Origin of the sequence: Streptomyces chattanoogensis, assembly GCF_001294335.1 — a bacterium.
Lineage (GTDB): Bacteria > Actinomycetota > Actinomycetes > Streptomycetales > Streptomycetaceae > Streptomyces > Streptomyces chattanoogensis.
The window spans coordinates 159,366-172,251 of the sequence record NZ_LGKG01000001.1 but is presented as its reverse complement, the minus strand read 5'-3'; the positions used below and the strand labels follow the sequence as shown (position 1 = coordinate 172,251).

Below are 12,886 nucleotides of genomic sequence, written 5' to 3'. Positions count from 1 at the left end.
TAAATCATCTCCACAGCCGATGATTTCGCGGCCGATTCCGGGCCATAATGAATCAACCCCCTTTTACTGTGGCCCATTTACCGCGGCCTGTTCGACCTGTCCGGTCCGTTCGGTCGGTTCGGCCTGTTCATTGCCGCAAGCCTTTGCCGAAACGCTGAGGACCGTGCCCCGGAGGAGAGGCACGGCCCGGTCAGCGGCGGCGCCAGGAGCGCCGGAATGTGGCTACTTCTTCGGCCCGAAGACCATGGCCAGCGGCTGCTTCTCCTTGTAGACGGTGGAGGGCTCGGTGACGTGGTCGGCGCCGATGTAGAGCCGCTCGCCGGCGAAGAGCACCCGGCGGTCCATCTCGAAGCGCGTCTCCGCCTTGGAACTGGCGTCGGGAATCTGCAGAACCTTGGTCTTCTTGTACGAGGCGGGGTCGATGCGCCAGACCGCGCCGCCCTTCTCCGAGAGGTCGTCGCCCTCCTGGTAGACGCTCACCTGGCCGTTCTCGTCGGTCCCGACCGGGAACAGCCGGCCCGCGTCGGTCCCTTCGACCGTGCCGGTCTGCTTGCCCGTCTTCAGGCTGAACGCCACGATGTCGTTCTTGGCCTCGGACGAGCCGTCGGCGGGATCGTTCGTCGGCAGGAAGAGCGTGCCGCTCTTCTTGCTGACCGCGAACTGCGAGCAGCCGGGGACGTTGGTGGCCGGGCAGTCGATGTCGTACTTCCCGTGCTTCCCGCCGCTGGTGCCGATCCTGCCGAGCAGCCTGCCCCGGGGCGCGCTGTCGTCGATCGAGAGGATCTCCGAGGCCCCGGAGCCGCCCTGCGCATGGCCGTTGTCGACGGCGACGACCAGCGGATCGGTCGACATCACATGCGCGTACTGGGTGCCGGCCGGCAGCTTGTAGCTGGACTTCACCGCCCGGGTCTTCGAGTCCACCGTCTGGAGATCCAGCCGGGGATGTTTGAGCTCACCGCAGTTGCGCACCGCGATCAGCTTGTCGTCGCTGCCCGCGTACCCCTGCTCTTCGCACTTCTTTCCGTACGCGCTCTGCCACAGCGGCTTGCCGTCGACCGTCCAGCCCGCGGATTCGCCGGTGCCGGACGCGGCGACGGTGCCGCCGCCGATGACCACCTCGTCGAACATCCGGGCGGTACCGTCCTTGCGCGACTGCTTGTGCCAGCGCATCGTGCCCTTGTTCAGATCGACCACGCCGATTTCCGTACAGACCGGGGTGTCGTCTTTTCCGTTCTTGAAGACGACGGCGATCAGGCCGTCCTTGGTGGGCTCCGGCGATGCCCAGCAGGTCTCCCCGCCGAGCGGTATCTGCCACTGCGCTTTTGCGCCATCCGGCGAGTAACCAACGATCTTCTTGAGCTCATTCTTGACGAAATTCTTTTTCGTCACCCACATCCCCATGGCGCCGCTCATCTCGCTCACCTCGGCCATGGGCACCTGACCGAGCATCGCCCCCTCGGCGGCCGTGGACTCCGACCCCTCGCCGCCCTTCCCGCCGCCGCTTCCCCCGTCCCCTCCCGAACCGCTACAGCCACTGAGCACCAGCCCGGCCGCGATCACCGCACCGCCGACGACCGCCATACGCGACCTGAACAAAATCAGCTTCCCCTTCATCTGCGCACGCACGGCCCGATGCGGCCAAGCGGTTTCCGCGCGACCAGATCCTTCCTTTTACGAATCCGGATTTCAACTCCGCATTACTGATCGCCAGGCCAGCTGAAATGTCCCGGAGATAATTTCGGTGATGACCTCGGAATCGATCCCGGAATGGTCCCGGAATGGTCCCGGAAAAGGGGATGAGCAGCGTGGCCGTTTCCTGTCCGACGGCGCGTTCCGGCAAACCCGTGACAGGTCAGCCGGCACCCGAGCCGGTCCCCCGGGCGCACCCGTTCCCGTTGTGTACACCTGGCACACTCGGTACGCTTGGGCGCATGACGCAGATGCCCATAGAGTCCATCCGTGACGTCCGCGCGCACCTGGCCGAGGTCGTCGAGCGGGCCGACCGCGACGACGTCCCCACCGTCATCACCCGCCGCGGCAAGGAAGTCGCCGCCGTGGTGTCGATAGAGGTGCTGCGCAAGTACCAGCAGTGGGAAGAGCGCGAGATCAACCGCATCATTGACGAGCGCATGGCGAACCGCTCCGCCGGCACCCCGATCGAGGACGTCATGAAGGAGACGCTGGCGCGCAGTGAGTAACTACGGCGTGAGTGACCACGGCGCGACTGCCTACCGCACCGTCTTCCGTCCCGAGGCCCGGGCCGAACTCCGCAAGATCCCCCGGGACGCCGCACTGCGCATCCTGGCCAAGCTGACCGAGCTGGAAAAGGACCCCTACGGCTTCAAGACCACCGCGCTCGTCTCCCAGCCGGAGCGCCGCCGCCTCAGGGTCGGCGACTACCGCGTCGTCTACACCGTCGACAACGGCGAACTGGTCGTCTGGGTGGTGCACATCGGACACCGGTCCACGGTCTACGGCAGCTGACGGCACACGGAAACGGCTCGCCCACCGGAAAGGCCCGCCGACCGCTCCTCTCGGGGCAGGTCGGCGGGCCTTCGCGGGTGCGTGGGGCGGTGATGCGTCAGACGTTGAAGCGGAACTCCACCACATCCCCGTCCTGCATCACATACTCCTTGCCCTCCATGCGGGCCTTGCCCGCCGCGCGGGCCTCGGCGACCGAGCCGGTTTCGACCAGGTCGGCGAAGGAGATGACCTCGGCCTTGATGAAGCCCTTCTGGAAGTCGGTGTGGATGACACCGGCGGCCTCGGGGGCGGAGGCGCCCTTCTTGATGGTCCAGGCGCGGGTTTCCTTGGGGCCGGCCGTCAGGTACGTCTGCAGGCCGAGGGTATTGAAGCCGACGTGGGCGAGGGTGGCGAGGCCGGGCTCGTCCTGGCCGACGGACTGGAGGAGTTCGAGGGCCTCGTCCTCGTCGAGCTCGGCGAGGTCGGCCTCGAGCTTGGCGTTGAGGAAGATCGCCTCGGCGGGGGCGACCAGGGCGCGCTGCTCGTTCTTGAAGTCCTCGTCGGTCAGCTCGTCCTCGTCGACGTTGAAGACGTAGAGGAACGGCTTGGTGGTGAGCAGGTGGAGGTCGTGGAGGAGCTCCTCCTTGCCCGAGCCCTGGACGATGCCCTGCGAGAAGAGGGTGTCGCCCTTCTCGAGGATCTCCTTGGCCGCCTCGACGGCCGCGACCTTCGGGGCCACGTCCTTCTTGATACGGGATTCCTTCTGCAGGCGCGGAAGGACCTTCTCGATGGTCTGGAGGTCGGCCAGGATCAGCTCGGTGTTGATGGTCTCGATGTCGTCCTTGGGCGAGACCTTGCCGTCGACGTGGACGACGTTCTCGTCCTTGAAGGCGCGGATGACCTGGCAGATCGCATCGGACTCGCGGATGTTCGCGAGGAACTTGTTGCCCAGGCCCTCGCCCTCGGAGGCGCCGCGGACGATGCCGGCGATGTCGACGAAGTCGACGGTGGCCGGAAGGATCTTCTGGGAGGAGAAGATCTCGGCGAGCTTGGCCAGGCGGGGGTCGGGGACGCCGACGACGCCGACGTTCGGCTCGATGGTGGCGAACGGGTAGTTGGCCGCCAGCACGTCGTTCTTGGTCAGGGCGTTGAACAGGGTCGACTTGCCGACATTCGGCAGACCGACGATTCCGATCGTGAGCGACACGGTGGCGACTCGACTTCCGAAGGGGAGGTGGTGGGGTGGGCGGCCGTTCCGGGGCCGGATCCGGAGCGCGGACACGGATCCCTGGAGGGCCGATCCACCAGTTTACGGGGCGGGGGCGCGGGCCGGTGGCCGCCACCGGGAGCTCCCGCCGCCCGCCGCGCCCCTCCCCCGTCCGAACGGACCGCCAAGCTCACCGAAAGCGCGTGTCCTGCAACCTATTAATCCCACTTAGCGGCCTACCGTTGGCGAGTGGAGCAACACGAAGCGCGCAGGCGCCAGCACAGTCCGCCACGGAGCGGCCGGGCCCCCGCCGTGGATCCCGATGCCCGGCTGCCCCGCCCCGCGGAAGCCGCCGGGCCGAGCGGACCGACCGGACCGACGTCGGGCGGGCCGGCCGGTCCGGGCGGCCCGCCCGGCGGCGAGACCGCGACCGTGTACCGCGCCCGGCCCCGGCGCCCACCGCCCCCCGCCCCGGTCGCGAGGCTGCTGCGCCGGATGCCGCGCCCCAAGCTCACCGGCCTGGGCTGCTGGCTGCTGGCCACCCTCGCGCTGCTCACCTTCGCCTTCCTCGACCAGCTGCTCCTGGGCGCCGCCCAGACCCCGTACGGCGTGTTCTTCGTGCTGGTCAGCCTGTGCGCGTCGCTGTGGGTACGGCCGTACGACCTGATCGCCGCGCCGGTCGCGCTGCCGATCGCGTTCGCGCTGGGGGCGCTGCCGATCCAGCGCGGCCCGGACGGCTTCGGCGGGATGGTGATGGGGGTCTTCACGGTCCTCGCGCTCAATGCGCCCTGGCTCTACGCCGGCACCCTGATCTGCGCGCTCGTGGCGCTGTTCCGCAAGGCGATGCTCATCGCGCAGCGTCGGGCCAGCCGACCGGTGAGTCCACTACCGGGCGGGCCGGTCGGGCGGGGGAAGGGGCACCGTCCGCGCGAGGTGGCGCAGCAGCCCGACCGGCATGGGCGGCCATCGCGGCGCCCACGATCCCCGCGTTGTTCCGAAGCCGGGCCGGCACGATCTCGGCCCTGATGCCCTCGATCAGCGGCAGGAATTTCTCCGCCTTGCGGCTCACCCCGCCGCCGATCACGAACAGGTCGGGCGAGAACAGCATCTCCACATGGGCGAGGTATTTCTGCAGGCGGTGCGCCCACCGCTGCCAGCTGAGCTCCTCGTCCTCCTTGGCCTTCGTCGAGGCCCGTTTCTCGGCGTCGTGGCCGTGCAGCTCCAGGTGGCCGAGCTCGGTGTTGGCGAGGAGGCGGCCGCCGGTGAAGACGGCGCTGCCGATGCCGGTGCCGAGGGTGAGGACGATGACGGTGCCGGTCGTCCGGTCGCGTCCGGCGCCGAAGCGCATCTCGGCCAGGCCCGCCGCGTCCGCGTCGTTGAGCAGCGTGACGGGCCTGCCGGCACCGAGCCGGCCGGTGAGCAGGGCGGCGGCGTCGAGGCCGATCCAGCCCTTGTCGACGTTGGCGGCGGTACGGGTCGTACCGCCGGTCACCACCCCGGGGAAGGTCGCGCCGACCGGGCCCGACCAGCCGAAGTGGTCCACGACCTGCCTGACGCAGTCGGCGACCGCCTCCGGGGTGGCCGGGTGCGGGGTCAGCACCTTGTAGCGCTCCTCGGCGAGGTCGCCGCGCTCGAGATCCACCGGGGCACCCTTGATGCCCGATCCGCCGATGTCCACACCGAAGACCCTCATGGGAAAAGGCTAGGCGGCCAGCGGGCCGATCGCCCCCGGGATGCGCGGTCCCGTCAGCCCTCGACGGCGGCCTGCGCCTCGGCGCGCAGGTCGCGGCGGAGCTCCTTGGGCAGCGAGAAGGCGATGGACTCCTCGGCGGCCGTGATGGTCTCGACGTCCTCGTAGCCGCGCTGGGCGAGCCAGTCCAGGACGCCGTGGACGAGGATCTCGGGGACGGACGCGCCGGAGGTGACGCCGACCGTGCGCACGCCCTCCAGCCAGGCCTCGTCGATCTCCTCGGCGTAGTCGACCAGGTGGGCGTCGCGCGCGCCCGCGCCGAGGGCGACCTCGACGAGGCGGACGGAGTTCGAGGAGTTCTTGGAGCCGACGACGATGACGAGGTCGGCCTCGGCGCCCATCTGCTTGACCGCGGTCTGGCGGTTCTGGGTGGCGTAGCAGATGTCGTCGCTGGGCGGCGAGAGGAGGTTGGGGTAGCGGCCCTTGAGGGCGTCGACGGTTTCCATGGTCTCGTCGACGGAGAGGGTGGTCTGGGAGAGCCAGACGACCTTGTCCGGGTCGCGGACCTCGACGTTCTCGACGTCCCCGGGGCCGTCGACGAGGGTGATGTGGTCGGGCGCCTCGCCGCTCGTCCCGATGACTTCCTCATGGCCCTCGTGGCCGATCAGGAGGATGTCGTAGTCCTCCTTGGCGTAGCGGATGGCTTCCTTGTGGACCTTGGTGACCAGCGGGCAGGTGGCGTCGATGGTGGCGAGCTTGCCGCGCTCGGCCTCTTCGTGGACGACGGGGGCCACGCCGTGCGCGGAGAAGATGACGATGTTGCCCTCGGGCACCTCTTCCGTCTCCTCGACGAAGATCGCGCCCTTCTTCTCGAGGGTCTTGACGACGTACTTGTTGTGCACGATCTCGTGGCGCACGTAGACGGGCGCGCCGTACTGCTCGAGGGCCTTCTCGACGGCGATCACAGCGCGGTCCACGCCCGCGCAGTAGCCACGGGGGGCGGCGAGCAGGACCTTGCGGCGGGAAGAGGGACCGGGCGTGGAAGTCATGGTGCCCATCGTAGGGCGTAGCCCGGCACCCTGAGATCGCGCCGGTGGCCCAGACTGTTGAAGGGCGTACGGAAGGGGGTACGAAGGAGGACGGATGCCGGGCACCGGCGGCGTGACCACGGGCGACGAGGCAAGCGGGAGCACGGTCGGGACGGCCGGGGAACTGCGGCGGACGCTGACGTTCCGGGACCTGGTCGTCTACGGGCTGCTGTTCATCGCCCCGATGGCGCCGGTCGGCATTTTCGGCACGCTGCTGGCCGCGTCGCACGGTGCGATCACCGTCGTCTACCTCGTCGCCACGGTCGCGATGGCCTTCACCGCGTATTCCTACGCGCAGATGGTGCAGGTCGCGCCGCGGGCCGGGTCGGTCTACACCTACGCCCGGGTGGGGCTGGGCGAGGGCGCGGGGTTCGTCGCCGGGTGGATGGCGATGCTGGACTATCTGCTGATCCCGGCGGTGGCCTATCTCTTCTCCGGGATCGCGATGCATGCGCTGGTGCCGTCGGTGCACCAGTGGGTGTGGACGGCGCTCGCGGTGGCCGTCACGACGCTGCTGAACCTGTGGGGGGTACGGGTCGCGGCCGTCGTCGGGTTCGCGGTGCTGGCGCTGGAGATCGTGGTGCTGGCGGTGTTCGTGGTGGCGGCGGTCGTGGCACTGGCCGCACAGGGGGCGCAGCGCGGCTGGGCGGTGCCACTGACCGGCGAGGGCGGGTTCTCGGTCAGCGCGGTGCTGTCGGCGGTGTCGGTGGCGGTGCTGTCGTATCTGGGGTTCGATGCGATCGCTTCGTTCGCGGAGGAAGCCGCCGGGGGAGCGCGGCGGGTGGCTCGGGCGGTGCTCACCTGCCTGGTGGTGGCCGGTGTGCTCTTCGCCGTGCAGACGTATCTGGCGGCGCTGCTGGCCCCGATGTCGGCGGCCGGGCTGGCGGCGGAGCCGGGTGAGCAGGGCGCGGCCTTCTACGCGACGGTGGATGCGGCGGTCGGCGGCTGGCTGCACGACCTGGTGGCGGTGAGCAAGGCGGTCGGTGCGGCGTTCGCGGCGCTGGCGGGGCAGGCCGCGGCGGGCCGGCTGCTGTTCGCGATGGCGCGGGACCGGCGGCTGCCGGGGGCGATGTCGAAGGTGGACGCGGGCAGCGGGGTGCCGCGCCGGGCGCTGCTGGGGGCGGCCCTGGTGACGCTGGTGGCGGCGGTGTGGGCGGCCCGCCGGGACGACGGGCTCGACCAGCTGTCGTCGATCGTGAACGTCGGTGCGCTGACCGCGTTCGCGCTGCTGCACGCCTCGGTGATCGGCTGGTTCCGGGTGCGCGGGCGGGCGGAGGTGCCGAGCGTGCTGCGGCATGTGGTGGTGCCGCTGCTGGGGCTGGCCGTGGTGCTCGCGGTGATCGTCGAGGCGTCGGCGACGGCGCAGGCCGTGGGCGCGGTCTGGCTGGCGGTGGGACTGGTGGTGCTGGCGGTGCAGTACGGGCGGCGGCGCCGGGCCACCTGACCGCGGACCTGAGCGGTGGGGCGCAGGCACGGGGGTGGCCGTTGCCGGGGTCACTGTCAGTGGCCGCCGCTACTCTCGCTCGTATGGCTCTCTCAACGTCTGCGGAAACGCCGATCCCGGTCGGCGAGGTGTCCCGGCTCATCGGCGGGTGGATCGACCGCCTCGGCGCGGTATGGGTCGAGGGCCAGATCACCCAGCTCTCGCGGCGGCCCGGTGCGGGGGTGGTGTTCCTGACGCTGCGCGACCCGTCGCACGACATCTCGCTGAGCGTGACGTGCTACCGCCAGGTCTTCGACAGGGTGGCCGACGTGATCGGCGAGGGCGCCCGGGTCGTGGTGCACGCCAAGCCGGAGTGGTACGCCCCGCGGGGCCAGCTGTCGCTGCGGGCCGCCGAGATCCGGCCCGTCGGGGTGGGTGAACTCCTCGCCCGGCTCGAGCAGTTGAAGAAGTCGCTGACGGCGGAGGGGCTGTTCGCGGCGGACCGCAAGAAGCCGCTGCCGTTCCTGCCGCAGCTGATCGGCCTGGTCTGCGGCCGGGCCAGCGCCGCCGAGCGCGACGTCCTGGAGAACGCCCGGCACCGCTGGCCCGCCGTCCGCTTCGAAGTGCGCAACGTCCCCGTACAGGGCGTGCATGCGGTGCCGAAGGTGATCGAGGCGGTGCGGGAGCTGGATGCGCTGCCCGAGGTGGACGTGATCATCGTGGCGCGGGGCGGCGGCAGCGTGGAGGATCTGCTGCCGTTCTCCGACGAGCAGCTCGTGCGGGCCGTGAGCGCGGCCCGGACGCCGGTCGTCTCCGCCATCGGCCATGAGCCGGATACCCCGCTGCTGGATCTGGTCGCCGATCTGCGGGCGTCCACGCCGACGGACGCCGCGAAGAAGGTCGTCCCCGACGTCGGCGAGGAGCTGACCCGGGTCCGCCAGCTGCGGGAGCGGGCCTATCGCGCGGTCAGCGGCTTCGTCGAACGGGAGGAGCGGGGGCTGGCCGCGGCGCTGCACCGGCCGTGCATACAGCGGCCGCACCGCATGGTGGAGGAGCGCGAGGAGCAGATCACCGCGCTGCTGGAGCGCGGGCGGCGGACCCTCGGCCATCTGCTGGACCGGGCCGATTCGGAGCTGACGCACACCCTGGCGCGGGTGGTCGCGCTCTCCCCCAAGGCGACGCTGGAGCGCGGCTATGCGGTGCTGCAGAAGGCGGACGGGACGGCCGTGCGCTCGCCGGAAGAGGTGGGCGCGGACGACGCGCTGCGGGCCCGGGTGGCCGAGGGCGAATTCCGGGTGCGGGTGGAGGGCGACCCGGCTCATACAGCCACCTCGTAGGGCCGATTCAGAGGGCCGGTTCAGAGGGCCGGTTCACGGCCGACCAGGGCGGCCGACTCATACGGTGGGAGACAAGGAAGACATGGCGAAGACAGAGGACGTGGCAGAGGACGTGACGGACGGCGCGGCGGCGGAGGCGGAGCCCGAGGTGGAGTCCGTGCTCGGCTACGAGCAGGCGCGGGACGAGCTGATCGAGGTCGTCCGCAGCCTGGAGGCGGGCGGCACGACGCTCGAGGAGTCGCTGGCGCTGTGGGAGCGCGGCGAGGAGCTGGCGAAGGTCTGCCGCCACTGGCTGGAGGGGGCCAGGGCCCGGCTGGACGCGGCGCTGGCGGAGGAGTCGCCCGAGACGTAGCGCGACCGCCGCGCGGGACCCCTGTATGTGAACCCGGTCACAACCACCCGGCATTTAGTTGAAAGTTCACATACCCGCTTTACAGTGGATTCCGTTGACCTGAAACGTTGACCCGACCCAGCCGACTCACGCCGACCCACCGAGGTGCCTTTATGTCTCTCGCCCTTGACGCCGCCGCTCAGGACCTCCTGTTCCGCGAGGCCCAGACCGCCAACACGTTCACGGACGAGCCGGTCACCGATGAGCAGATCCAGGCCGTCTACGACCTGGTGAAGTACGCCCCGACCGCCTTCAACCAGTCCCCGCTGCGGCTCACCCTGGTCCGTTCCGAGGAGGCCCGGCAGCGCCTGGTCAAGCACGCCATGGGCGCCAACGGCCCCAAGACGCTGTCCGCGCCGCTGACCCTGGTCCTCTCCGTCGACCTGGACTTCCACGAGAAGCTGCCGCACCTCTTCCCGGCCATGCCCGGCGTCAAGGACGCCTTCTTCTCCGAGGCCGGCTACCGCGAGGCCGCCGGGACGCAGAACGCCACCCTCCAGGCCGGCTACCTCATCGTCGGCATCCGCGCCGCCGGCCTGGCCGCCGGCCCGATGACCGGCTTCGACTTCACCGGCATCGACAAGGAGTTCTTCGGCGACGGCAAGCAGAAGTCCTTCCTGGTCATCAACGTCGGCAAGCCGGGCCCCGACGCGTTCTACCCCCGCTCCCCGCGCCTGGCCTTCGACGAGGCCGCCGCCACGGTCTGAGCCCCGCCGCTGAGCCCACAGCCGCAGGCGCCGTGAGCCCACAGCCGTAGGCACACAGCCCTGAGCAACACAGCCCCGGGCACACAGAGGCCGCCGCACCCCTGCCGGGTGCGGCGGCCTCGTACGTTCCGCGGGCGCTCAGCCCTTCTTCGCCACCAGGGCGGCCGCCAGATCGGCCAGCCTCCCGTACGGCGCGGTCCCCGTGACCACCGTGGTCACACCGGACTCCTCCCGCACCAGCGCCCGGTAGGTGTCGCCCTGGTAGCGGTCCCACTTCTTGCTGCCGACGGCCTGCTTGCCCTCGACCTTGGCCGCGCCCAGCGTGACCTCCTGGATGAACTTCTTCGCGGGCGCGTCGCTCTGCTCGACGGCCGCGTACTGCTGCTCGGGGTCGAGCATGCCCAGGTGCCAGGCGCCGCCCTTGCCGTCGCTGCTCGCCTTGTACGAGACGGAGGTGGCGCGCCAGGTCTTCGGCAGGCCCTCGGGAGCGGCGACCGCGTACGGCGCGGCCCGCCGGGCGGTCGTGACCTCGACCCGGTAGTCGACCGTCTTGACCGCGTTCTGCTGGGCGCTCTGACTGTCGTCGTGCGGGATGAAGAAATACACCGCCGCAACCACGACGCCGATCACCGCCAGCGACAGGACCATGTCCCGCACCGTTTGCCTGCCTCGCATACCTGCCACGCCCCTATCGTCCCCCATGGCCGCAGCAATCCGGACAGGCCCCCCGGGCACGGCCGCTACCTGCGCAAACGCAAGGTTCCGGCCATCCTTGACGCCGCTCATGCGAAGGGCCCTCTGCTCATTTTGGCGACGTGCGGATAAGGTCGTATCACCCTCATCCTTCACGGCCGTCGCCGTACAGAAAGGTGCGCTCGATGACCGAGCATCATCTCCCGTCCCAACTCGAGGTCAGTCCGGAGGCCCCGGACCGCAACCTCGCCCTGGAACTCGTCCGGGTCACCGAGGCCGGTGCCATGGCGTCGGGCCGCTGGGTGGGCCGGGGTGACAAGAACGGCGCGGACGGCGCGGCGGTCAAGGCCATGCGCGCCCTGATCCACACCGTCTCGATGAACGGCGTCGTGGTCATCGGGGAGGGCGAGAAGGACAACGCCCCGATGCTCTACAACGGCGAGCGCGTCGGTGACGGGACCGGCCCGGAGTGCGACGTGGCCGTGGACCCGGTGGACGGTACGACGCTGACCGCCAAGGGCATGGCGAACGCGGTGTCGGTGATGGCGGTCGCCGAGCGCGGCTCGATGTTCGACCCGTCCGCGGTCTTCTACATGGACAAGCTCGCCACCGGTCCGGAGGCGGCGGACTTCGTCGACATCACGGCCCCGGTGGCCGTGAACATCCGGCGGATCGCCAAGGCGAAGAAGTCCGCGGTCGAGGACGTCACCGTGGTCATCCTGGACCGGCCCCGCCACGAGGGCCTGGTCAAGGAGGTCCGCGAGGCGGGCGCGCGGATCAAGTTCATCGCCGACGGCGATGTCGCCGGCGCGATCATGGCGGCCCGCGAGGGCACCGGCGTCGATCTGCTGCTGGGCATCGGCGGTACGCCCGAGGGCATCATCGCGGCCTGTGCGCTGAAGTGTCTGGGCGGCGCCTTCCAGGGCAAGCTGTGGCCCAAGGACGACGAGGAGCGGCAGCGCGCGCTGGACGCCGGCCACGACCTCGACAAGGTCCTGGAGATCGACGACCTGGTCCGCGGCGACAACGTCTTCTTCGTCGCCACCGGCATCACCGACGGCGAACTGCTGCGCGGCGTCCGCTACCGCGCCGAGACCGCCTACACCCAGTCCCTGGTCATGCGCTCCAAGTCCGGGACGATCCGCCAGATCGACTCCCAGCACCGCCTGTCGAAGCTGCGCGCGTACAGCTCGGTGGACTTCGAGCGCCCCAGCTAGCGTCCTGCGCCGCGCCGGACCGGGGCAGGAGCCGTTGTCCGTTGCGGTGGTGTGTTCGTGCTCCAACGCTTCGCCCCCTTCGGAGATTCCGAGATCTCCGAAGGGGGCGAAGTGCGTACGGGTACCTGACTGTGCACGGGTACGGATGCGGGTACGCGCACGGGTTCACGAGCCGAAGCCGCCCGTTCCGGCCGCGCCGGCCGGCGCTCGTCCCGGCCGGACCGGCCGCGGGATCAGCCCGCCGCCGGCATCCGGGCCGCGCGCTGGAGGTCGGCCTCCCGGCGCCGGCGGCGGGCCAGGACGACCCGTCGCTCGGCGGCCGTCAGGCCGCCCCAGACGCCGTACGGCTCGGGCTGGAGCAGCGCATGCTCCCGGCACTCGACCATCACGGGGCAGCGGGCGCACACCCGCTTCGCGGCCTCCTCCCTGGCCAGCCGCGCGGCGGTCGGCTCCTTGGACGGGGCGAAGAACAGCCCGGCTTCGTCCCGGCGGCACACCGCCTCCGAATGCCAGGGCCCGGCCTCGTCGCGAGCGGCGGTCGCTCGCTGGGGCGGAATGACAACGGCATCCTGCAGGGGCTGATGCGGTAGCAGCACGGTCTACTCCTGACGACGGCTTCGGCGTAGAAATCACCCTTGCCCGCCTCGCTGCGTACGGCTTTTCGCACCCC

Annotated in this window: 13 protein-coding genes and 1 pseudogene; 8 read left to right on the top strand and 6 right to left on the bottom strand. The window is 70.4% G+C overall.

All coding sequences use genetic code 11. From position 1 onward, the window contains the following. Positions 1-222 precede the first annotated feature (222 nt). Positions 223-1,596 carry a hypothetical protein gene (locus ADL29_RS00735; protein ID WP_157878352.1) on the bottom strand — a complete coding sequence of 458 codons (1,374 nt, stop codon included), beginning with the start codon at positions 1,594-1,596 and terminating at the stop codon, positions 223-225. A gap of 335 nt (positions 1,597-1,931) precedes the next feature. Between ADL29_RS00735 and ADL29_RS00730 the strand changes: the two genes are divergently transcribed. After that, positions 1,932-2,198 carry a type II toxin-antitoxin system Phd/YefM family antitoxin gene (locus ADL29_RS00730; protein ID WP_046926200.1) on the top strand — a complete coding sequence of 89 codons (267 nt, stop codon included), beginning with the start codon at positions 1,932-1,934 and terminating at the stop codon, positions 2,196-2,198. After that, positions 2,191-2,484 (top strand): type II toxin-antitoxin system RelE family toxin, encoded by a 294-nt coding sequence (locus ADL29_RS00725; protein ID WP_245689086.1) that lies wholly within the window; start codon positions 2,191-2,193, stop codon positions 2,482-2,484. The genes ADL29_RS00730 and ADL29_RS00725 overlap by 8 nt, the downstream gene beginning before the upstream one ends. Before the next feature lie 97 nt (positions 2,485-2,581). Here ADL29_RS00725 and ychF read toward each other — a convergent pair whose 3' ends face one another. Beyond that, positions 2,582-3,670, bottom strand: coding sequence for a redox-regulated ATPase YchF (gene ychF / locus ADL29_RS00720; protein WP_053921863.1), 1,089 nt, complete (start codon positions 3,668-3,670; stop codon positions 2,582-2,584). A gap of 495 nt (positions 3,671-4,165) precedes the next feature. Between ychF and ADL29_RS46195 the strand changes: the two are divergent. Continuing rightward, a pseudogene (locus tag ADL29_RS46195) lies at positions 4,166-4,504 on the top strand (DUF6542 domain-containing protein); the annotation flags it as partial. Between the two features lie 13 nt (positions 4,505-4,517). Here the strand turns inward: ADL29_RS46195 and ppgK are convergent. Next, positions 4,518-5,363 carry a polyphosphate--glucose phosphotransferase gene (ppgK, locus tag ADL29_RS00715; protein WP_053921862.1) on the bottom strand — a complete coding sequence of 282 codons (846 nt, stop codon included), beginning with the start codon at positions 5,361-5,363 and terminating at the stop codon, positions 4,518-4,520. 53 nt (positions 5,364-5,416) lie between these two features. Continuing rightward, positions 5,417-6,409 carry a 4-hydroxy-3-methylbut-2-enyl diphosphate reductase gene (locus ADL29_RS00710; RefSeq protein ID WP_053922205.1) on the bottom strand — a complete coding sequence of 331 codons (993 nt, stop codon included), beginning with the start codon at positions 6,407-6,409 and terminating at the stop codon, positions 5,417-5,419. Between the two features lie 94 nt (positions 6,410-6,503). On the opposite strand from ADL29_RS00710, the gene ADL29_RS00705 reads away from it, so the two are divergent. From ADL29_RS00705 to ADL29_RS00690, 4 genes are all read left to right on the top strand, one after another. Then, a complete protein-coding gene (locus ADL29_RS00705; protein WP_053921861.1) occupies positions 6,504-7,892 on the top strand; it encodes an APC family permease in 1,389 nt (462 codons plus the stop codon). Positions 7,893-7,975: 83 nt separating this feature from the next. Then, complete coding sequence (gene xseA, locus ADL29_RS00700; RefSeq protein WP_053921860.1) at positions 7,976-9,208, top strand: exodeoxyribonuclease VII large subunit; 1,233 nt, start codon at positions 7,976-7,978, stop codon at positions 9,206-9,208. Between the two features lie 82 nt (positions 9,209-9,290). After that, entirely contained in the window at positions 9,291-9,560 is a 270-nt protein-coding gene (locus ADL29_RS00695; RefSeq protein ID WP_053921859.1) for an exodeoxyribonuclease VII small subunit, read from the top strand. Between the two features lie 152 nt (positions 9,561-9,712). Continuing rightward, positions 9,713-10,306 carry a malonic semialdehyde reductase gene (locus ADL29_RS00690; protein ID WP_053921858.1) on the top strand — a complete coding sequence of 198 codons (594 nt, stop codon included), beginning with the start codon at positions 9,713-9,715 and terminating at the stop codon, positions 10,304-10,306. 138 nt (positions 10,307-10,444) lie between these two features. On the opposite strand, the gene ADL29_RS00685 is transcribed toward ADL29_RS00690, so the two are convergent. After that, complete coding sequence (locus ADL29_RS00685) at positions 10,445-10,981, bottom strand: DUF4245 domain-containing protein (RefSeq protein ID WP_053921857.1); 537 nt, start codon at positions 10,979-10,981, stop codon at positions 10,445-10,447. Positions 10,982-11,184: 203 nt separating this feature from the next. Between ADL29_RS00685 and glpX the strand changes: the two genes are divergently transcribed. Beyond that, entirely contained in the window at positions 11,185-12,216 is a 1,032-nt protein-coding gene (gene glpX / locus ADL29_RS00680) for a class II fructose-bisphosphatase (protein ID WP_046926208.1), read from the top strand. A 233-nt stretch (positions 12,217-12,449) separates the two neighbouring features. Here glpX and ADL29_RS00675 read toward each other — a convergent pair whose 3' ends face one another. Then, positions 12,450-12,812, bottom strand: coding sequence for a WhiB family transcriptional regulator (locus ADL29_RS00675; protein ID WP_053921856.1), 363 nt, complete (start codon positions 12,810-12,812; stop codon positions 12,450-12,452). Positions 12,813-12,886 lie beyond the last annotated feature (74 nt).